This window comes from Paracoccus versutus, from assembly GCF_000763885.1.
GTDB classification, from domain to species: domain Bacteria; phylum Pseudomonadota; class Alphaproteobacteria; order Rhodobacterales; family Rhodobacteraceae; genus Paracoccus; species Paracoccus versutus.
This window is the reverse complement of the sequence record NZ_JRKO01000032.1, coordinates 36,781-57,773: the sequence shown is the minus strand read 5'-3', so window position 1 is coordinate 57,773 and position 20,993 is coordinate 36,781. Positions and strand designations below refer to the sequence as shown.

The following is a 20,993-nucleotide window of genomic DNA, read 5'->3' as shown; positions in this document are numbered from 1 at the left end:
CGTCGTTCTCATTTCGTTCACAGGCCGCCTACCGCGGCGGCGAGTCCCCAGAAAACCAGAAAGGCCAGGGCGAGAAAAACCGCACCGACCGCGTAGCACCGGATGCGTTCGCGGCGGTGGCGCGGGTGGTGCCAGTCCAGAAACCCCTGGCCGTCGAACAGCGGATTCGCATGGAGCATCCCGAACGCGAGGGGACCGGACGCCCGCCCCTCGGCCAGCCGTCGCCGGTGCCATTCAGGATAGCGATGGCCCAGACAAAGCCAGATTGCCGCCAGCCGGGCCGTCAGAAGACAGGCCATTCCGCTGGACAACCACAGCATTACGCCCTGAGGCCGGCGAAGATCGCAGGGTCCAGGCTGGCATGGGCGAAGGTCTCGCCCCGGGTCAGCACCGAGACCGCGTCATGGGAATGCAGCGATTCCTGGTGGCTGGCGACGACGCGGAAATCGCCGATGCGCGGCTCGGCCATCAGCTCGGCGGCAAAGGCGCGCACCGCATCCTCGACGAAGATCGGGTTGGCGGCGTTCAGCTCGGCAAAGGCCTGCTCGTCCTCGCGCTTGACCATGACCTGGGTTTCGGTGGCGACGGCGCGGCGGCACAGCGCCACCATGTCCTCGAACCACAGCGTATCGCCCTGCATCACCACCGAGATGCGCGCCACCGACCGCTGCGAATGCGGCGTCGCCAGCTGGCCGCGCATCTGGCGGGCATGTTCGCTGAGTTCCAGCGAGCAGGGGCAGGTCGAGGAATACACATAGTCGAAATGCATGATCCGCAGCCGCTGCCCGGCCCGTTCGGCCAGTTCCAGCGCGATGTCGTAATATTGCCAGCCCGACAGGCCCGAGCGCAGCGATTCGACCCGCATCGGATAGCTGAGCCGCATCATGATGCGGGCGTCGAAGCTGCCCAGGTCGGATTTGTAATCCTCCAGCGCCGCCTCGAGCACGCCCATCGAGAACTGCTTTTCCGCATGGGCGTAGAACGAGCGCATGATGCGACTCATGTTGATGCCCTTGCGGTCGGCTTCCAGGCTGACGGTGCCGGTGACGCTGGTTTCCAGCGCGATCTCGCCGCCCTCTTGCGTCAGGTAGCGGATCGGCAGGCGGAAGTTCGAGATGCCGACATGCTGGATCGGCGCGCGGGCGCCGACGATCAGGCTGGCCGGGCCGTTCTGCAGGTCCGGCAGGCTGGCCTTGTAGCTGTCGTCCACGCGGAAATCGGCCGGGTATTCGCGGCTCAGCGCCGGATAGGCGCGCTCGGTGGCGACGGGGCGGGCGTCGGTCATGGTCGTCTCCCTGTCAGGACGGCTCCTATCTGGGGGCTCGGTGCCGGAAAAGAAAGGGGTCTCCGGCACTTCCGCGCGATGCTCAGCCCAGCGACCGGCGAATGTCGGCGATCAGGTCGCCGGCATCCTCCAGCCCGATCGACAGGCGCAGCAGGCCCGGCGTGATGCCAAGCGCAAGGCGCGTCTCTTCGGACAGGCGCTGATGCGTCGTGGTCGAGGGGTGGGTGACGATGGATTTCGCATCGCCCAGGTTGTTCGAGATCTGGAAGATGCGCATCCGGTTCATCGCCGCGAAGGCCGCCTCCTTGGAGCCGAGGTCGAGGGCGACCATGGTGCCGCCCGCGCCCATCTGCCGCATGACCAGGTCGTGCTGCGGATGCTCGGGCACGCCCGGATAGATCACGCGGGCGATCCCGGCCTGGTCCTTCATCGCGGCGGCAAGCTGCAGGGCGCTGTCGGTCTGGGCGCGCACGCGCAGATCCATCGTGGCCAGCCCGTTCAGCATCAGCCAGGCGTTGAAGGGGCTGATCGCGCCGCCGGTGTGTTTCAGATAGGGCTCGGCCACCTCGCGCACGAAGGCCCGCGTGCCGCAGATCACCCCGCCCAGGCAGCGGCCCGAGCCGTCGATATGCTTGGTCGCGGAATAGACCACCACGTCGGCGCCCTGCCGGGCGGCGCGGGAATAGACCGGGGTGGCGAAGACATTGTCCACCACCACCAGCGCGCCCACCGCATGGGCCAGTTCCGCGACGGCGGCGATGTCCACCACCTCGAGCGTGGGGTTCGACACCGATTCGAAGAAAACCGCCCGCGTGTCGGGCCGCAGCGCCGCGCGCCATTGGTCGATGTCGGTGCCGTCGACATAGGACACCTCGACCCCGAACCGGGCCAGCAGGTCCAGCACGTAGAGGCAGGAACCGAACAGCGCCCGCGACGAGACGATGTGATCGCCGGGCTTGAGAAAGCACATCAGCGCGCCGTTGACCGCCGCCATGCCGCTGGCGGTGGCAAAGGCGTCCTCGGTGCCCTCCAAGTCGGCGATCCGGTCCTCGAACATGCGCGAGGTCGGGTTGCCGTAGCGGGCATAGATGAACTCGTCCGGGCCGGCCCCCAGAAAGCGCGCCTCGGCCTGTTCGGCGCTGTCATAGGAAAAGCCCTGGGTCATGAACAGCGCCTCGGCCATCTCGCCATACTGGCTGCGGCGGATGCCGTGATGGACCGCGCGGGTGCGCGGATGCAGAGGCTGGTTCGGCTCCTGGGACTTCGACTCCGGGGACATGGCTCGCTCCTGATGCTCAGGGATTCGGGTTAAACCCGCCCGGCCAGCCATGCAAGGGTGCAGCCGGCGCTATTCGCCGTCGCGGGGCTGGGCGTGGCGCTCGAACAGGCGGGCGTTGGCGACGAAAAAGACCACCATGATCGCCGGCAAGCCGAAGGTCTTGAAGTTCACCCAGGCGGTTTCCGACATCAGCCGCCAGACCGCCTCGTTCGCCGCGGCAAGGGTCAGGAACAGCAGCGCCATGCGCAGGGTCAGGATGCGCCAGCCCTCGGCGTTCATCGGCAGCGCCTCGGACAGGACCAGCTCCAGCCAGTTGCGGCGCAGGACCAGGCTGGCGCCCAGAAGGCCCGCAAAGATCAGGTAGATGATCGTCGGCTTCATCTTGAAGAATTTCGGGTCGTTGAGCCAGACCGACAACCCGCCAAAGACCACGACCAGCACCAGCGTCGCGATCTGCATCGGCGACAGCCTGCCCGTCAGCCGCCACAGCGCCAGCGTGCTGAGCGCCAGCACCGGCACGAAGACCAGCGTGGCCAGGATGAAGCCGGAATAGTCCCGCCCCGCCAGGCTGACGGTCTGGTCGCGAAAGCGCATGAAGACCAGGAAGAACAGGATCAGCGGGCCGAATTCCAATGCGGCCTTGAGCCAGGGGGCGATCTTGCGCGATTCGGTCAAGGGAGGCTCCTGTCTGGGATGGTCGTCTGCGGCACGGGCCGGGTTTTGCCCCGGAGCCTGCGCCGGCGCAAGCCGGGGCGGCGCAGGCGCGGTTCAGTCCAGCCGGATCGCGGCCAGGATCGGCCCGCTGGCCGAGCGCGGGTCGCCCCGCCCCAGTTCCTGCGCCAGGATGGCATGGCGGGTATCGGCCGGGAAATCGGCGCTGTTCTGGCTGTCGCGGCGGACGGTCATGCGCAGCGGCGTGCGGCCGTCCCATTCGGCGATGCGCTCGGCCGCCAGCACCACGTTGCGGTATTCCAGCGCGATGCCGCGGTTCTCGCCGGCCTTGATCGCCACCCGCCGCTGCGGCGCATAGCGCACCAGGATGATCGCCACCCGGTCGGCGATGGCGCCGCGTGGCGTCAGCTCGATGCGAAAGCCGTCCTTGCCCTGGCTGGACGAAACCATGACCGGCGCAGGCCGCGCCATCTGGGTCTGCAGCAGGCCCATCAGTTCGGCCGGGCGCAGCGCGATCAGCGTATCGGTGCCGCCGACGACGATCTGCGGCGTATAGATCGCGCGCTCGCCGGCCTGGTGGGCATAGACCTGCTGGCGGCGGGTGAATTCGGGGCGGGCGAATTCATCGGCCCAGCCCAGATAGTCCCAGTAATCGACATGCCAGGACAGCGCCAGGACATCCTCGCGGTCGGCCAGGTCGGCCAGCAGCTCGTCCGCCGGCGGGCAGGACGAGCAGCCCTGCGAGGTGAAAAGCTCGACCACCACCGGCGGGTGGCCGATGGGGCCCATCATGCCGGCGCGCGGCTGCACCTCGGCAAAGGAAACCATGGCCGAGGCGGCCAGCGCGCCGGGGTCGATGACCGGCGGCATGCCCTCGGCGGGAACGCCCGGCGCGCCCTCGGGCGCCTCGATCAGGCCGATGATGCCGTCGTCCTCATCCTCGGACAGGGCGGATTCGGACAGGGCGGCGGGCGGGGCCAGGGGCGCGAAGGCGGCTCCATCGCCGCCGGTCCCGGAGGATGGCCCCTGGGGCGATTGCGGCGCCGCGGCAGCGGCCGGCGCGGGATCGGGGGCGGCCGCCCCGCCTGCGTCCTGCGCCAGGGCGGGCGCGGCAAATCCGCCCAGCAGCACCCACAGGGCGCAGGCCAGCCCCGGCAGGATCGCCGCCTTCCGCCCCTGTCCCCAAGCCGTCGTCTTGATGCGCCTTGCCGTCATGTCGCCCGTTTTCCCGGCCCCTTCGATCCGCAACAGCTAAACCGCCGCGCCGGGGAACGACAAATCAATGCTTTGTTAGTGCCCCGTTCCCGCAGCGTGACCGTGATGGAAAACCCACATCTTGCCGCCGCAGCGAAAATTTGGCATACAATGGCATACAAAGCCTGCCCCGCCCTCTTGAACCCCATGCCGAAAAGGGGCAAATGGCAGGCAGCACCGCCATTCAGCCACCTTTTTCAAGGATAGGGAGCCGAGTCCATGCCCATCGAAACCGGAACCGATACCGCCAAGACGCGCCGCCAGCTTCAGGTGGGCTCTCGGAGCTATGCCTATTACTCGATCGACGCCGCCACCCAGGCCGGCCTGGGCGATTTCTCGAAGCTGCCGGCCTCGCTCAAAGTGGTGCTGGAAAACCTGCTGCGCTTCGAGGATGGTGGCCGCACGGTCAGCGTCGAGGACATCAGGGCCTTCGCCGAATGGGCGCGACAAGGCGGCCAGAACCCGCGCGAGATCGCCTATCGTCCGGCCCGCGTGCTGATGCAGGACTTCACCGGCGTCCCGGCGGTGGTGGACCTGGCCGCGATGCGCGACGGCATCAAGGCGCTTGGCGGCGATGCGCAAAAGATCAACCCGCTGAACCCGGTGGACCTGGTCATCGACCACTCGGTGATGATCGACGATTTCGGCAACCCCCGCGCCTTCCAGCGCAACGTCGAGCTGGAATATGAACGCAACCTGGAACGCTACACCTTCCTGAAATGGGGGCAGAAGGCGTTCAACAACTTCCGCGTGGTGCCGCCCGGCACCGGCATCTGCCACCAGGTGAACCTGGAATACCTGGCCCAGACCGTCTGGACCGACACCGACCAGGCGGGCGAGACCGTCGCCTATCCCGACACGCTGGTGGGCACCGACAGCCACACCACCATGGTCAACGGCCTGGCCGTGCTGGGCTGGGGCGTCGGCGGGATCGAGGCCGAGGCGGCGATGCTGGGCCAGCCCGTCTCGATGCTGATCCCCGAGGTCGTGGGCTTCAAGCTGACCGGCAAGATGATGGAAGGCACCACCGCGACCGACCTGGTGCTGAAGGTCGTGGCCATGCTGCGCAAGAAGGGCGTCGTCGGCAAGTTCGTCGAGTTCTACGGCGAGGGGCTCGACCACCTGCCGCTGGCCGACCGCGCCACCATCGCCAACATGGCGCCCGAATACGGCGCGACCTGCGGCTTCTTCCCCATCGACGCCGAGACGCTGCGCTACCTGCGCAATACCGGCCGCGACGAGGACCGCATCGCCCTGGTCGAAGCCTATGCCAAAGAGAACGGCTTCTGGCGCGGCGCGGATTACGAGCCGGTCTATACCGACACGCTGCACCTGGACATGAGCGACATCGTCCCCGCGATCTCGGGTCCGAAGCGTCCGCAGGATTATACGCCGCTGAACCTTGCCGCCCGCGCCTTCTACAAGACCGTGGCCGAATATCGCGGCGTGGACATGTCGGCCGCGGCCGAGGAAATGGTCGAGGAAGGCGGCGGCGTGGTCGCCACCTCGGGCACCGACGTGCGCAAGAGCGTGGCGGTCGAGGGCAAGGACTATGCCATCCGCGACGGTTCGGTGGTGATCGCGGCGATCACCTCCTGCACCAACACCTCGAACCCCTATGTGATGATCGGCGCCGGCCTGGTGGCGCGCAAGGCCCGCGCGCTCGGCCTGACCCGCAAGCCCTGGGTCAAGACCTCGCTGGCCCCCGGCTCGCAGGTGGTGGGCGAATACCTGGAGGCCGCCGGCCTGCAGGAAGACCTGGACGCCATCGGCTTCAACCTGGTCGGCTATGGCTGCACCACCTGCATCGGCAACTCGGGGCCGCTGGGCGATGCGGCGATCTCCAAGGCGATCAACGACAACGACCTGGTCGCCACCGCCGTGCTGTCGGGCAACCGCAACTTCGAGGGCCGGATCTCGCCGGACGTGCGCGCGAACTACCTGGCCTCGCCGCCGCTGGTCGTGGCCTATGCCATCGCCGGCGACGTGAACATCAACCTGACCAAGGATCCGATCGGCCAGACGCCCGAGGGCAAGGACGTCTACCTCAAGGACATCTGGCCGACCTCGCAGGAGGTCGCGGAACTGGTCGAGGCCACCGTGACGCGCGAGGCCTTCCAGAAGAAATATGCCGACGTGTTCAAGGGCGACGAGCGCTGGCAGGCGGTCGAGATCACCGACAGCGAGACCTATGACTGGCCGCCGACCTCGACCTATATCCAGAACCCGCCCTATTTCCGCGGCATGTCCAAGGATCCGGGCCAGATCAGCAATATCGACGGCGCCCGCATCCTGGCGATCCTGGGCGACATGATCACCACCGACCACATCTCGCCCGCCGGCTCGTTCAAGCCGACCACCCCGGCCGGCAAATACCTGACCGAGCGCCAGGTCGCGCCCAAGGACTTCAACAGCTACGGCTCGCGCCGCGGCAACCACGAAGTGATGATGCGCGGCACCTTTGCCAACATCCGCATCCGCAACGAGATGCTGGACGGGGTCGAGGGCGGCTATACCCTGGGCCCGGACGGGCAGCAGACCTCGATCTTCGACGCCTCGATGGCCTATCAGGCGCAGGGCACGCCGCTGGTGATCTTCGGCGGGGTCGAATACGGCGCCGGCTCGTCGCGCGACTGGGCGGCCAAGGGCACCAACCTCTTGGGCGTCAAGGCGGTCATCGCCGAAAGCTTCGAGCGCATCCACCGCTCGAACCTGGTCGGCATGGGCGTGATCCCCTTCGAGTTCACCGGCGGCGAGAACCGCAAGACGCTGAACCTCAAGGGCGACGAGGTGATCTCGATCGACGGGCTGGCGGGCGAGTTCAAGCCGCTGTCGCAGGTCGCCTGCACCATCCGCTATGCCGATGGCAGCGAGAAGGTGATCCAGCTCAAGGCCCGCGTCGATACCGAGGTCGAGATCGAATACCTGGAGAACGGCGGCGTGCTGCATTACGTGCTGCGCAACCTGGCGAAAGCCTGATCCAGGGCCATCGGCCAGAAATGACGGGGGCCAGGAATGCCGGGCCGTCCCTTCGGGGGCGGCCTTCGCTTTTCCGGCGCCGCCGCAGGGAGTATTTGAGGAACGAAGAAGCCTGGGCCTGCCGGGATGGCCGGCGGAGTATTTGCAGGACGGTGAAGGCGGATGCCGCGCCCGGCGGCGGCGAGCCTATTCCTCGGTGCAATACCACAGGCTTCCGCCCACGGCGGCCGAACCGATCACCAGCGAACCCACCGCTACCGGCGAGGCCGCCATGCCCATCGCCGCCGCCCCCGCCGCCTCGAGCGTGCCGACCATCTGCCCCGAGGTCGCGGCCAGGATCGTGGCGCCGGGCCGTTGGGTCACCGCGTCATAGCCGGCAACCGCCAGCGCATTGGCATTGCGGAAGGTCGCCTGCCGCGCCGTGTTCACCCGTTCGCAAAAGGTCTTGCGGCAGAGCGCATTCCCTTTGCGCGGCCCCTTCTGCGCGCCGATATAGGTGTCGTGCTGCTTGTCCCAGAGCAGGCAATAGCTGCCGTCGTCCGCCATCTGGTTGCGCCGCAGGATCTCGCGCAGGGTGACGTAGCCGGGACAGGAGATCCGTCCCCAACCGGAGAAATTCTTCTCCAACCGGCCGACATTCGCGCGGAACTCGTCATCGCGGAGATAGTTGATCGCTGTCCGCTCGCCGGCGATCGAGGTCTCGCAGGTCCAGAGCCGCTCGTCCCTGGCCGGATTCTCCTGCGCGCCCGCCGGCGCAAGCAATCCCATCGCCCCGATCAAAGCCACCACCAGCCCGCGCATCGCCTTCCCCATATCTGCCCTGCGTGCCGATTTGCCAGAATGTTTCGTCGCCATGCAAGCCGCTCGCCCCGCGCTTGCCCGATTGTGAACGGCGCGGCGCTGCACCGTTTGCCAAATATTCTGCCGGCCACACCGGCAGGCCCCCAGGCTTCTTCGTTCCTCAAATACTCCCTGCGACGGCGCCGGAAAAGCGAAGGCCGCCCCCGAAGGGACGGCCCGGCATTCCTGCGATCCTGAAGGGATCAGTTCTTCGCGTAGAATTCGACGACCAGGTTCGGCTCCATCTGCACGGCATAGGGCACGTCGCCCAGGGCCGGGGTGCGCACGAAGCTCGCGGTCATCTTGTTGTGGTCCACTTCTAGGTAGTCCGGCACGTCACGCTCGGCCAGGCCGACCGACTCCAACACGATGGCCAGCTGGCGCGACCGCTCGCGGATCGAGATCACGTCGCCTTCCTTGACGCGATACGAGGCGATGTTCACGCGCTTGCCGTTCACCTCGACATGGCCATGGTTCACGAACTGGCGGGCGGCGAAGATGGTCGGCACGAATTTCGCGCGATAGACCACCGCGTCCAGGCGGCGCTCCAAGAGGCCGATCAGGTTCTCGCCGGTGTCGCCCTTGACGCGCTCGGCCTCGGCGTAGATGCGGCGGAACTGCTTTTCGGTCAGGTCGCCGTAATAGCCCTTGAGCTTCTGCTTGGCGCGCAGCTGGGTGCCGAAGTCCGACAGCTTGCCCTTGCGGCGCTGGCCGTGCTGGCCGGGGCCGTATTCGCGGCGGTTGAGCGGCGACTTGGCGCGGCCCCAGATGTTCTCGCCCATGCGGCGGTCGATCTTGTACTTGGCAGCGGTGCGTTTGGTCATCGCTGATCTCCTTCTTTATGTTATGTTCTCGAAGGGCGTTGTCCTTTGGCATATTGCCCGACAGGATTCCCCTTGCGGGGTCCACCAACACCAATGAAGCGGCGCTTATAGCCGCCCCGTGCCCGGAGTCAAGCACCCCTTGAGCGGCAGCCCCGATGCTCCTAAATGAGAGACAGCGAACAGAAAAGGGCCCGAGATGTTTTCGATCCCCGGCAAATCCCCCGTGACCATCACCCAGGCGGCCGAGCGGCAGATCGCCCGGCTGATGGCCCAGAAATCCGCCAGCGGGCTGCGCATCGGCCTGAAGAAGGGGGGCTGCGCCGGCATGGAATACACCATGGAACTGGCCGAGACCGCCGCCCCCGGCGACGAGGTGGTCGAGCAGGGCGCGGCGCGGGTGCTGATCGCCCCTACCGCGCAGATGTTCCTGTTCGGGACCGAGATCGACTATGAATCCGGCCTGCTGGAATCCGGCTTCAAGTTCCGCAACCCGAATGTCACCGACAGCTGCGGCTGCGGCGAATCGGTCAGCTTCACCCCGCTGGAGGGTTCGGCCGCCAAAGCCTGAGCCTTTTTGCCGCAAGTTAGCGCCCACATCGCCCAGCCGTCTTGATCGCGCGAAATCCCCGGCCTAATCCCCTGTCAGTCCATGAAAAGGGAGAGAGGCAGATGGCCCCGCGCAAACTCGCCGCCGGCAACTGGAAGATGAACGGAACCCTGGCCTCGCTGGCCGAGATCGACCGGCTGCTGGCCGATCATCCGGCACCGGGCTGCGATGTGCTGATCTGCCCCCCCGCCACCCTGGTCCATGCCATGGCCGCCCGCGCGCAGGGCCGCATCGCCACCGGCGGCCAGGATTGCCACGCCAGGACCTCGGGCGCCCATACCGGCGACATCGCCGCCGCGCAGCTGAAGGACGCGGGCGCGAGCCATGTGATCCTCGGCCATTCCGAGCGCCGCACCGACCATGCCGAAACCGACGCCCAGGTCGCCGCCAAGGCCGTCGCCGCGCATCAGGCGGGCCTGGTCGCGGTGATCTGCGTCGGCGAGACCGAGGCGCAGCGCGACGCCGGCCAGACGCTCGACGTGATCTCGGCCCAGCTTGCCGGTTCCGTCCCCGATGGCGCGACGGCCGCGAACACGGTGATCGCCTATGAGCCGGTCTGGGCCATCGGCACCGGCCGCACCCCCACGAACGACCAGATCGCCGAGGTCCACGCCCTGATGCGCGACCGCCTGGCCGCGCGCTTCGCCGACGGCGCCGACTTCGCCCTGCTCTATGGCGGCTCGGTCAAGCCCGGCAATGCGGCCGAGATCTTTGCCATCCCGCATGTGAACGGGGCGCTGGTCGGCGGCGCCAGCCTCAAGGCCGAGGATTTCGGCCCGATCATCGCCGCGCTTTCCGCAGCGTAACGCCGGCGAAAGGAACGCCATTCCATCCGAACCCTCCGGTTTGGAATGGCATTGCCCTTTTGCCGGGCACCTGCCCCTTGCCAAGCCCGGCCCGGCGGGCATAGGTCTCGCCTGACATTCAAGGCAGGGGCGATGACAGGGCCGGCAATCTCATTCCAGGGCGTGACGCGCCGCTATCCGCAGAAGGGCGGCAGCGACGTGGTGGCGCTGCACGACATCTGGCTGGACGTGCCGCAGGGCGCGATCACCGGCATCATCGGCCGGTCCGGCGCCGGCAAGTCGACGCTGTTGCGCATGGTGAACGGGCTGGAACGCCCCAGCGCCGGCAAGGTGATCGTGAACGAGCGCGACGTGGGCGCCGCCTCGGATGCCAGCCTGCGCCGGATCCGGCGCGAGGTCGGCATGATCTTCCAGCATTTCAACCTGCTGGCCAGCCGCACCGTGGCCGAGAACATCGCCCTGCCGCTGGAGATCGCCGGCGAGGAGCGCGCCAGGATCGCCCCCCGCGTCACCGAGCTGATCGAGCGCGTCGGCCTGACCGCGCAGGCCGGCCGCTACCCCGCCGAGCTGTCCGGCGGACAGAAGCAGCGCGTCGGCATCGCCCGCGCGCTGGCGACCGGGCCGCGCGTGCTTCTGTCGGACGAGGCGACCTCGGCGCTCGACCCCGACACCACGCGGCAGGTGCTGGACCTGCTGCAGGCCATCAACCGCGACCTGGGCCTGACCATCCTGCTCATCACCCATGAAATGGCGGTGGTGCGCGACATCTGCAGCCACGTGGCGGTGATCGAGGGCGGCCGCATCGTCGAGGCGGGCGAGACCTACGCGGTCTTCTCGAAACCCGCCCATCCCACCACGCGCTCGTTCCTGACCGGCGTGACCGGCGTCGCCGTGCCGCAATTCGTCGCCGGCCAGATGCGGGACGCGCCCCAGGCCCCCGAGGCCGAGGCGGTGGTGCAGATCACCTTCATCGGCAGCCATGCCACCGACCCGATGCTGGCGCGTCTGACCTCGGAACGCGGGATCAGCGTGAACATCCTGGCCGGCGCCATCGAAGAGATCGGCACCAGGCCCTTCGGCAGCCTGATCGTCGCCCTGCCCGCCCCGCGGCTCGAGGAATCGCGCCGCTTCCTCGAGGAACACGGGCTTCTGACCGAGGTGCTTGGCTATGTCGGCTAACCTGATCCCGATCCTGTGGCAGGCGACGCTGTTGACGCTTTACATGGTGTTTATGTCAGCGGTGCTGGCCACGCTGATCGGCCTCCCACTTGGCGTGTTTCTGGCAACATCACGGCGCGGAGAGCTTTTCTCGGCACCTGCCCTCAACACAGCGTTGGGGCTGATCGTGAACGCCACCCGCTCGCTGCCCTATATCATCCTGATCATCGCGATCATGCCGTTCACCAGAAAGCTGGTCGGCACTTCCATTGGCACCAATGCGGCCATCGTGTCGCTGACGCTGGCCGCCGCCCCCTTCATCGCCCGGCTGATCGAGACCGCGATCCGCGAGGTCGATTCCGGCCTGATCGAGGCCGCCCGCGCCATGGGCGCCACGCCCATGCAGATTGTCAGGAAGGTGCTGATCCCCGAGGCGATGCCCGGCATCATCCTGGGCCTGACGCTGGCCGTGGTCAGCCTGATCGGCTATTCCGCAATGGCCGGAACCGTCGGCGGCGGCGGCCTGGGCGATCTCGGCATCCGCTACGGCTACCAGCGCTTCATGCCCGAGGTGATGCTGGCCGTCGTGGTGATCCTGATCGTGCTGGTGCAACTGGTGCAATCGGCCGGCGAATGGATCGCCGCCCGTTTCGACAAGCGCGCGCCCCGCAACCGGGGCCGATAACCTGAAAGGACCAAGACCCATGCGCAAATTCAGCCTTGCCGCCCTGACCTCGGCGCTCGCCCTCTCCGCGACCCTGGCCGCGGCCGAGGAAATCAAGGTCGGCGTCTCGCCGGGCGAGCATGGCGAGATCATGGAAGAGGTCGCCAAGGTCGCCAAGGACAAGGGCCTGACCATCGACATCGTCGAATTCACCGATTACGTGGTGCCGAACCAGGCGCTGGCCGATGGCGACCTGCAAGCCAACAGCTTCCAGCACCAGCCCTATCTGGACAACCAGATCAAGGACCGCGGCTTCGATCTGGTCAGCATCGCCAAGACCATCACCACGCCGATGGGGGTCTATTCCGACAAGCTGAAATCGCTGGACGAACTGCCCGAGGGCGCCAAGGTCGCGATCCCGAACGACCCCACCAACGGCGGCCGCGCGCTGCTGCTGCTGCAGGACAAGGGCGCGATCACCCTGGCCGAGAACACCGGCCTCACCCCCTCGCCGCTCGACGTGACCGGGAACCCCAAGAACCTGAAGTTCCTGGAACTCGACGCCGCCCAGCTGCCGCGCGCGCTGGCCGATGCCGACATCGCCATCATCAACACCAACTATGCGCTGGATGCCGGGCTGAACCCGAACGAGGACGCCATCGCCATGGAAAAACCCGACAGCCCCTATGCCAACATCATCGTCGTGCGCAAGGGGAACGAGGACGCACCCTGGGCCAAGCAACTGGTCGAGGCCTATCACGACCCGGCGGTGAAGCAGTTCATCGAAGAGAAATACCAGGGCGCCGTCATCCCGGCCTGGTGATCTTCTTTGTTGTGAAAATACCCCGGGGGACGCCGATCCGACCCCGTCGAGGGGTCGGATCGGCGGGGGGCAGAGCCCCCGCCACCGCCTGACACGCAACGCGCCCGCGCAGGATCGGCCGGGCGCGTTTGCCTCATTCCGGCCTCATGCTGCCGGTCCGGCGCAGCCGGTCGTGCCAGCTCAGCGCCTCCTCGACCAGATGCGGCGTATGCCCGCCCCGCGCCAGCGCGCGGGCATGGTAATCCTCCAGCCCGTCGCGCCATTCCGGCGCCACGCAATTCTTCAGGACCACCCGCGCCCGCTCGCGCGGCGCCAGCCCCCGCAGGTCCGCCAGCCCCTGCTCGGTCACCAGGATGTCCACGTCATGCTCGCTATGGTCGACATGGCTGACCATCGGCACCACCGACGACACCGCCCCGCCCTTGGCCATGGACTTGGTGACGAAGACCGACAGATAGGCATTCCTCGCGAAATCGCCCGAGCCGCCGATGCCGTTCATCATCTGCGTGCCCATGACATGGGTCGAGTTGACGTTGCCGTAAAGATCGAATTCCAGCGCCGTGTTGATGCAGATCAGCCCCAGCCGCCGCACCACCTCGGGGTGGTTCGAGATCTCCTGCGGGCGCAGCACCAGCCGGGGCTTGAACTCGTGGAACCGCGCCATCACGTCGCGGTATTTCGCCGCCGAAAGCGTGATCGAGGAGCCCGAGGCAAAGACCATCTTGCCCGCATCCATCAGATCGAAGGTCGAATCCTGCAGCACTTCCGAATACATGGTCAGGTCGTGGAACGGGCTGTCGATGAAGCCGTGCAGCACCGCATTGGCGATGGTGCCAATGCCGGCCTGCAGGGGATGCAGGTGGCTGGGCAGGCGGGAACGCGCCACCTCGTGCTTGAGGAACTCGGTCAGGTGGCTGGCGATGGCGCGGGTCTCGGCGTCCGGGTCGTGGATGGTCGAGGAACTGTCCAGCTTGGTCGAGATCACGATGGCCGCGATACGCTCGGGCGGGACCGGGATGAAGGGGAAGCCGACCCGGCTTTCCGGCGTCACCACCGGGATCGGCGTGCGCGTCGGGCGATAGGTCGGGATATAGATGTCGTGCAGCCCCTCCAGCGCCTCGGGCTGGCTCAGGTTGATCTCGACGATCACCTTCTCGGCCAGCAGCGCGAAGCTGGCCGAATTGCCGACCGAGGTGGTGGGGACGATGCCGCCGGTCTCGGTGATCGCCACCGCCTCGACGATGGCGATGTCCACCGGCGGCAGTTGTCCGGTGCGCAGCTGCTCGACCGTCTCGGACAGGTGCTGGTCGATATACATCACCTCGCCCGCATTGATCGCCCGCCGCAGGGCCGGGTCGGACATGAAGGGGATGCGGCGCGACAGCACATGCGCCTCGGCCAGGGTCTTGTCGAGGTCGTTGCCAAGCGACGCCCCGGTCATCAGCGTCACCTTCAGCGGCTCGCGCCGGGCGCGCTCGGCCAGCGCCAGGGGCACGGCCTTGGCCTCGCCGGCACGGGTAAAGCCCGACATGCCCAGCACCATGCCGTCGCGGATCAGGCTGGCGGCCTGGTCGGCGCCGACCACGCGCTGGCGCAGGGCCTTGTGGCGGATGCGGTGAAGGTAATCCTCGGTCATGGCGGCCTCCCTGGAACTCGGGCGATGATTAGAGCCATCGCGCAGGACTGACAAATCAACCCAGCCATGCGCGCAAGGAAAGGCCGGCCCGAAGGCCGGCCGCCGCAAGATCGTTTCGCGCCCGGATCAGCGGCGCTTGCCCAGCGACCAAGCCCCGTCGCCCAGCAGCGCCAGCGCGACCATGGTGACGGCCCAAAGCACCGGATATTCCCAGCCGCCGCCGGGATTGCCGAAGGCAAAGCCGTTGCCGCCATGGCCGAACCAGGCCGCGCCCAGCAGGACGGCGGCCAGGACCAGCGCGACCTGGCGGGTGAACAGGCCGGCGACCAGCACCAGCCCGCCCAGGATCTCGGCCAGCATGGTCAGGTAGCCGAGCGCGCCCGGCAGGCCGATGGACTGGAAATAGCCGGCGGTGCCGGCGGGCGTGAAGACCAGCAGCTTCGTCAGCCCGTGGACCAGGAACCACAGGCCGGTCGAGACCCGCAGGATGAAGGCGGCAATGTCGGCATTGCGCGTGGCGGCGGTCGTGCCGCCATGGCTAAGGTCGGTCATGATGCGTTTCCTTGAACTGTTCGCTGGCCCTCAGATAGCCCTTGGCGATTGTCGCGAAAACGGCCATATTCATGGAAATATTATCGCCGCCATGGAGATTGCGATGGACAGGATCGACGGCATCCGCGCCTTTGTCGCCGTGGTCGATGCCGGCTCGTTCACGCGGGCGGGCGAGCGGCTGGGGATCTCGAACAAGCTGGTCAGCAAATATGTCGCCGCGCTGGAGGGGCAGCAGGGGGTCACGCTTCTGAACCGCACCACCCGCGCCCTGTCGCTGACCCCCTCGGGCGAGCGTTACCTGGCCGCCGCGCGCCGCGTGCTGGCCGCGGTCGAGGAACTGGACGCCCAGGCCCATGCCGAGGAAGGCGCGCTGGCCGGCCGGCTGCGCGTGACCGCGCCCGTGACCTTCGGCGAGATGTTCGCGACCACCCTGACCCGCGATTTCACCCGCGCGCATCCGGGGGTCGAGATCGACCTGAACCTGTCGGACCGCTATGTCGACCTGGCGGCCGAGGGCTTCGACCTGGCGCTGCGCATCGGCCAGCTGCCCGATTCCAGCCTGATCGCCCGCCGCATCGGCCAGACCGAGGCCTGGGCCGTCGCCAGCCCCGCCTATCTGGCCGCGCATCCCCGCCCCACCCGGCCCGAGGATCTGCGCGACCATGCGAATATCCGCGACAGCAATGCCCAGAACCCCGGACGCGCCGTCTTCCTGGTGGATGGCAAGGCGGTCAGCGTCCCCCTGCCCGGCCGCATCACCGTGAACAGCGCCCAGGCGGTGCGGCACCTGGTGCTGGAGGGCGAGGGAATCGCGATGATCCCCAGCTTCGTCGTCGCCCGCGACCTGGCCGAGGGCCGGCTGGAACGGCTGCTGCCCGATTTCCTGCGGCCGCAGCTGGACATCCAGGCGCTGTATCTGCCGCAGCCCTTCATGCCGCCGCGGCTGACGGCCTATCTGGACCACCTGCGCATGGCGCTCAGCCCGCTGCTGAAAGAACCGCGCCCGGATTCATGATCCCCAGCGGATCGAGCGCCGCCTTGATCGCCCGCATCGCCTTGAGCCGCGCCGGATCGCCCCAGCGCTCCAGGTCGCCGACCTTCAGCCGCCCGACGCCATGCTCGGCCGAGAACGAGCCTCCGCGCGCAACCACCATGCCATGCACCAGCTCGGACAGCGCCTTGCGCCGGTCGTCGTATTCGGCACGGCTGCGACCTGGCGCCGGGAACAGGTTGTAATGCAGGTTGCCGTCGCCCAGATGGCCGAAACAGTTGATCCGCAACCCCTCGCCCGCCAGCCGCTCGCCGGCGTCGCGGATGAAGCCAGCGATCTCGGACAGGGGCAGGCTGATGTCGTGGCTGGCAACGGCGCCGATGCGGCGGTTCGCTTCGGGGATATGTTCGCGCAGGTGCCAGAAGCCCGCCGCCTGCGCACCCGATTGCGCGATCACCCCGTCGGTGACGAGGCCGCGCTCCATCGCGTCCACCAGCAGCCCCTCCAGCGCCGCCTCGGGGGGCAGCCCCTCGGGCAGGCCGACCTCGACCAGCACCGACCATTCGGCGCCGGGCAAGGGCTGGCGGATCTCGGGCAGAACCTCGGCCAGGAAGGCCAGCCCCTGCCCGCCGATCAGCTCGAAGGCGGTGACGCCGCCGGCCATGCGCCCCTCGGCCAGAGACAGCAGCGTCAGCGCCGCCTCGGGGCCGGGCACCTGCAGCATGGCGGTGCCGATGTTCGGCGGCGGCACCACCAGCTTCAGGCTGGCGGCGGTGATGATTCCCAGGCTGCCCTCGGCCCCGATCAAGAGGTCGCGCAGGTCATAGCCGGTATTGTCCTTGCGCAGCCGCTTGAGGTCGTGAACCACGGAGCCGTCGGGCAGCACCGCCTCGATCCCCAGGCAGAGCGCCCGCGCCGTGCCATAGCGCAGCGCGGTGACGCCGCCGGCATTGGTCGCAAGGCAGCCGCCGATGGCGGCGGTGCCCTGGCTGGCCAGCGACAGCGGGAACAGCCGGCCGGCGGTTTCGGCCGCGTCGCGCACGGCTTGCAGGGTCATGCCGGCCTCGGCCACCAGCACGTTCTCTTCGGGCCAGATGCCGCGCAGCGCCGTCATCCGTTCCAGCGACAGGATCAGCGGCGCCGGGCCGTCGGGCATGACCTGGCCCGCGACCAGGCCGGTGCCGCCACCGCGGGGCACGATGCCCACACGCGCCGCGGCGCAGGCGCGGACCACGGCGGCGACCTCATCCGTGCTGCGCGGGGCGGCAACCAGCCCGGCCCGGCCCAGGTAGCGGCCGCGCGGCTCTTCCAGGTAGGCGGGTGTCACCTCGCGCAACACGCCTGCGGGCAGCATCGCGGCCAGGGCGTCATCGACCTGGTTCAGCATCAGCGCACCTCGGTCTTGCCGCGCCGGTCGTGGCGCAGGTTGGCGTAAAGCACATGGTTGCGCCAGCGCCCGTTGATCTGCAGATAGCTTTGCGCCACGCCCTCGTATTTGAAGCCGGAACGCTCAAGCACACCGCGCGAAGGGGTGTTCTCGGGCAGGCAGGCGGCCTCGATCCGGCTCAGGTCCATTTCGCCGAAGGCGTGCTGCACCAGCGCGCCGATGGCCTCGCGCATATAGCCCTGCCGGGCAAAGGGCTGGCCGATCCAATAACCGATGGTCGCCGATTGCGCCGGGCCGCGGCGGATGTTGTCCAGCGTGATCGCGCCCAGCAGCGCGCCGTCGCGCCGGATCAGGAACAGCGGCAGCGCCGTGCCGTTGCGGCTGGCACGCTGCGCCCAATAGACCCGGTTGGTAAAGCCGCGCTTGGTCAGGTGATCGGGCGCCCAGACCGGCTCCCAAGGGGTCAGGAAGGCGCGGCTTTCGGCCCGCAGCCCCGCCCAGAGGGCGAAATCCGCATGCGCCGGCAGGCGCAGCACCATCCGCTCGGTTTCCAGGCGCGGCGGACGGCGGCGCGAGAACATCAGGCGGCAAGCCTTTCAGCCAGCACCTCGCGCGAAGGCGCGCCGGCGACCGGCCCGTAAAGCGCCAGCGCCGGGCGGGCATGGGCGATCAGATGCTCGGCATGGGCGCGGATGTCGGCCACGGTCACGGCGTCAATGCGTTCCGCCACCTCGGCCGGGTCGGGCACCCGGCCCCAGATCGCCAGCGACCGCGCCATGCGCTCCGCCTGGCCGGTCGGGCTTTCCAGTCCCATCAGCAGCCCGGCCTTGAGCTGGGCGCGCGCGCGAGCCACCTCGGCCTCGGTCATGTCCTCGGCCGAGCGCTTCAGCTCGTCCACGGTCAGGTTGGCCAGGTCGGCGATCTGCTCGCCCGAGGTGCCGGCATAGATCGTCACCATGCCGGTATCGTCGTGGAAACCGGACTGCGCGAAGATCGAATAGCACAGGCCCTTTTCCTCGCGCAGCTTCTGGAACAGGCGCGAGGACATGCCGCCCCCCAGCGCCGAGGTCCAGATCTGCGCGGCATAGAAATCGGGCGCCTGGTAGCCTGGCCCCTCGAAGGCCAGCGCGAAATGCGCCTGCTCCAGCCCCTTGACGCGGCGCGCCTCGGCGCCCTGCCAGCGGGCGGGCTCGCGCGTGGTCAGGGCGCGCGCCGGCAGGCCGCCGAAGATCGCCTCGACCTGGCGCAGGATGCGGTCGTGATCGACGGCACCGGCGGCGGCGACGATCATGCGCTCGGGGCCGTAATGCTCGGTAATGAAGCCCGACAGGTCGGCGCGGTCGAAGCGGCTGACCCGCTCGGCCGGGCCCAGGATGGTGCGGCCCATGGGCTGATCGGGATAGGCCGCCTCTTGCAGCCAGTCGAAGATCACGTCGTCGGGCGTGTCCAGCGCCTGGCCGATCTCTTGCAGGATCACGCCGCGCTCGACCTCGATCTCGCGCTGGTCGAAGACCGGATTCATCACGATGTCCGAGATCACGTCCAGCGCCAGCTCCACATCCCCCGCCAGCACCCGCGCATAATACGAGGTCACGTCGCGCGAGGTATAGGCGTTGATATAGCCGCCGACATTCTCGATCGACTCGACGATCTCCAGCGCGCTGCGCCGGGCGGTGCCCTTGAAGGCCATGTGTTCCAGGAAATGGGCGATGCCGTTCTGCTCGGCGCGCTCGTCGCGGCAGCCGGCATTGACCCAGATGCCGATGGCGGCGGAATGCAGGCCGGGCATGTCGCGGCTGACGACGCGCAGCCCGTTGGGAAGGATGCTGTTGCGGATCTGGCTCACACTGTTCTCCGTTCAAGGATCAGCGATTTAATGGCCTCGGCGTCGTTTTCAATGCGGGTGATGCGCTCGTCGCGCTCGAACAGGTCCGCCATATGCGGTGGCAGGGGCGGGCGGATGGCGGTCGCGGCCTCGACCGCGTCGGGGAATTTCGCCGGATGCGCGGTCGAGAGCGAGATCATCGGCACGCCCGGCCGCAGATGCTCGCGCGCCACCTTCACGGCGACGGCGGTATGCGGGCAGATCACCTCGCCGGTCTCGGCGCGGATGGTGGCGATCATCGCCGTCGTCTCCGCCTCCGAGGCGCGGCCCGAGACATAGGTCTCGCGCAGCGCCTGCAATGCGCCTTGGCTGATGGCGAAGCCGCCGGATTTCAGCTCGTCCATCAGCCGCGACACCGCATTGCCGTCATGGTCATAGGCCAGCCACAGCGCCCGCTCGAAGTTCGAGCTGACCTGGATGTCCATCGACGGGCTGATCGAGGGCTCGACCGTGCCCACCCGGTATTCGCCGCCGGTCAGCGCCCGGTGCAGGATGTCGTTCTGGTTGGTGGCCACCACCAGCCGGCCGATGGGCAGGCCCATGGCCTTGGCGATGGAGCCGGCGAAGACGTCGCCGAAATTGCCGGTCGGCACGGTGAAATCCACCTCGCGCCGCGGCGCGCCCAGGCTGACGGCGGCGGTGAAGTAATAGACGATCTGCGCCAGCACCCGCGCCCAGTTGATCGAGTTGACGCCGGCAAGCCCGACCGCGTCGCGGAAATCGTGGTCGTTGAACAGATCCTTCAGCCGCGCCTGGCAATCGTCGAAGGTGCCGTCCACCGCCAGCGCATGGACATTGGCGTCGGCGGGCGTCGACATCTGCCGGCGCTGCACCTCGCTGACGCGGCCATGCGGATACATGATGAACACATCGACGTTCGACAGGCCCCGGAACGCCTCGATCGCGGCCGAGCCGGTATCGCCCGAGGTCGCGCCCAGGATCGTGACCCGGTTGCCCGAACGCGCCAGCGCCAGCTGGAACAGATGGCCGATCAGCTGCATGGCGAAGTCCTTGAAGGCCAGCGTGGGCCCGTGGAACAGCTCCAGCAGGTGATGGCCCGGCGCAAGCTGGACCAGAGGCGCGCGGGCGATATGGTCGAAGCCCTGATAGGCGCGGGCGATGGCGCCGCGCAGCTCGGCATCGCTGAAGCTTTCGCCGACGAAGGGGCTGATGACGCGGCGCGCGACCTCTTCATAGGGCAGGCCCTCGAAGCGGGCGATCTCGTCGGCCGAGAACATCGGGATCGCCTCGGGCAGGTAGAGCCCGCCATCGCGCGCCAGCCCGGTCATCATCGCCTGTTCGAAGTCCAGGACCGGAGCCCGCCCCCGAGTCGAAACGTAACGCATCGCGT

The 20,993-nt window shown here is 68.0% G+C and carries 19 protein-coding genes and 1 pseudogene; 7 read left to right on the top strand and 13 right to left on the bottom strand.

Annotation, left to right across the window (positions count from 1 at the left end):
* Positions 1–17 precede the first annotated feature (17 nt).
* The 5 genes and pseudogenes from IT40_RS15330 to IT40_RS15310 form a co-directional block, all read right to left on the bottom strand.
* On the bottom strand, positions 18–299 hold the full coding sequence (locus IT40_RS15330) for a hypothetical protein (protein WP_036756930.1): 282 nt from the start codon (positions 297–299) through the stop codon (positions 18–20).
* 20 nt (positions 300–319) lie between these two features.
* Positions 320–1,249 (bottom strand): annotated as a pseudogene (gene folE2, locus IT40_RS15325) (GTP cyclohydrolase FolE2); the annotation flags it as partial.
* A gap of 118 nt (positions 1,250–1,367) precedes the next feature.
* Positions 1,368–2,564, bottom strand: coding sequence for an O-succinylhomoserine sulfhydrylase (metZ, locus tag IT40_RS15320; protein ID WP_052095989.1), 1,197 nt, complete (start codon positions 2,562–2,564; stop codon positions 1,368–1,370).
* A 69-nt stretch (positions 2,565–2,633) separates the two neighbouring features.
* Entirely contained in the window at positions 2,634–3,239 is a 606-nt protein-coding gene (locus IT40_RS15315; protein ID WP_036756925.1) for an inner membrane-spanning protein YciB, read from the bottom strand.
* Positions 3,240–3,332: 93 nt separating this feature from the next.
* Positions 3,333–4,451, bottom strand: a complete 1,119-nt coding sequence (locus tag IT40_RS15310; RefSeq protein ID WP_036756971.1) for a DUF1223 domain-containing protein — start codon at positions 4,449–4,451, stop codon at positions 3,333–3,335.
* 258 nt (positions 4,452–4,709) lie between these two features.
* On the opposite strand from IT40_RS15310, the gene acnA reads away from it, so the two are divergent.
* Positions 4,710–7,469, top strand: coding sequence for an aconitate hydratase AcnA (acnA, locus tag IT40_RS15305; protein ID WP_036756917.1), 2,760 nt, complete (start codon positions 4,710–4,712; stop codon positions 7,467–7,469).
* Between the two features lie 186 nt (positions 7,470–7,655).
* Here acnA and IT40_RS15300 read toward each other — a convergent pair whose 3' ends face one another.
* Entirely contained in the window at positions 7,656–8,270 is a 615-nt protein-coding gene (locus IT40_RS15300) for a hypothetical protein (protein WP_036756970.1), read from the bottom strand.
* A 242-nt stretch (positions 8,271–8,512) separates the two neighbouring features.
* The gene (gene rpsD / locus IT40_RS15295; RefSeq protein WP_036756914.1) at positions 8,513–9,133 is read right to left on the bottom strand and encodes a 30S ribosomal protein S4; all 621 of its coding nucleotides are present in this window, start codon (positions 9,131–9,133) and stop codon (positions 8,513–8,515) included.
* Between the two features lie 196 nt (positions 9,134–9,329).
* On the opposite strand from rpsD, the gene IT40_RS15290 reads away from it, so the two are divergent.
* The 5 genes from IT40_RS15290 (at position 9,330) to IT40_RS15270 (ending at position 13,191) form a co-directional block, all read left to right on the top strand.
* A complete protein-coding gene (locus IT40_RS15290; protein WP_036756906.1) occupies positions 9,330–9,701 on the top strand; it encodes a HesB/IscA family protein in 372 nt (123 codons plus the stop codon).
* Between the two features lie 101 nt (positions 9,702–9,802).
* Positions 9,803–10,546 (top strand): triose-phosphate isomerase, encoded by a 744-nt coding sequence (tpiA, locus tag IT40_RS15285; protein ID WP_036756903.1) that lies wholly within the window; start codon positions 9,803–9,805, stop codon positions 10,544–10,546.
* Between the two features lie 132 nt (positions 10,547–10,678).
* Entirely contained in the window at positions 10,679–11,725 is a 1,047-nt protein-coding gene (locus tag IT40_RS15280) for a methionine ABC transporter ATP-binding protein (protein ID WP_036756900.1), read from the top strand.
* Positions 11,715–12,389, top strand: a complete 675-nt coding sequence (locus tag IT40_RS15275; RefSeq protein ID WP_036756894.1) for a methionine ABC transporter permease — start codon at positions 11,715–11,717, stop codon at positions 12,387–12,389. Before IT40_RS15280 ends, IT40_RS15275 begins: the two co-directional genes overlap by 11 nt.
* A 19-nt stretch (positions 12,390–12,408) precedes the next feature.
* Positions 12,409–13,191: a MetQ/NlpA family ABC transporter substrate-binding protein gene (locus tag IT40_RS15270; RefSeq protein ID WP_036756891.1), complete on the top strand. Its 783-nt coding sequence runs from the start codon at positions 12,409–12,411 to the stop codon at positions 13,189–13,191.
* A gap of 133 nt (positions 13,192–13,324) precedes the next feature.
* Here IT40_RS15270 and IT40_RS15265 read toward each other — a convergent pair whose 3' ends face one another.
* The gene (locus IT40_RS15265; RefSeq protein WP_036756882.1) at positions 13,325–14,827 is read right to left on the bottom strand and encodes an acetyl-CoA hydrolase/transferase family protein; all 1,503 of its coding nucleotides are present in this window, start codon (positions 14,825–14,827) and stop codon (positions 13,325–13,327) included.
* A gap of 126 nt (positions 14,828–14,953) precedes the next feature.
* Positions 14,954–15,379, bottom strand: a complete 426-nt coding sequence (locus tag IT40_RS15260; protein ID WP_036756881.1) for a DoxX family protein — start codon at positions 15,377–15,379, stop codon at positions 14,954–14,956.
* A gap of 103 nt (positions 15,380–15,482) precedes the next feature.
* On the opposite strand from IT40_RS15260, the gene IT40_RS15255 reads away from it, so the two are divergent.
* Entirely contained in the window at positions 15,483–16,394 is a 912-nt protein-coding gene (locus IT40_RS15255; RefSeq protein WP_036756969.1) for a LysR family transcriptional regulator, read from the top strand.
* Here the strand turns inward: IT40_RS15255 and IT40_RS15250 are convergent.
* From IT40_RS15250 to thrC, 4 genes are read right to left on the bottom strand one after another with little or no spacing between them, the layout of a single operon-like run.
* The gene (locus IT40_RS15250) at positions 16,357–17,757 is read right to left on the bottom strand and encodes an FAD-binding oxidoreductase (RefSeq protein WP_036756880.1); all 1,401 of its coding nucleotides are present in this window, start codon (positions 17,755–17,757) and stop codon (positions 16,357–16,359) included. The genes IT40_RS15255 and IT40_RS15250 overlap by 38 nt on opposite strands.
* Entirely contained in the window at positions 17,757–18,338 is a 582-nt protein-coding gene (locus IT40_RS15245; protein WP_036756879.1) for a GNAT family N-acetyltransferase, read from the bottom strand. The genes IT40_RS15250 and IT40_RS15245 overlap by 1 nt, the downstream gene beginning before the upstream one ends.
* Entirely contained in the window at positions 18,338–19,603 is a 1,266-nt protein-coding gene (locus tag IT40_RS15240) for a M16 family metallopeptidase (protein WP_072460814.1), read from the bottom strand. Before IT40_RS15240 ends, IT40_RS15245 begins: the two co-directional genes overlap by 1 nt.
* Entirely contained in the window at positions 19,600–20,988 is a 1,389-nt protein-coding gene (thrC, locus tag IT40_RS15235; protein ID WP_036756878.1) for a threonine synthase, read from the bottom strand. Before thrC ends, IT40_RS15240 begins: the two co-directional genes overlap by 4 nt.
* Positions 20,989–20,993: the final 5 nt, after the last annotated feature.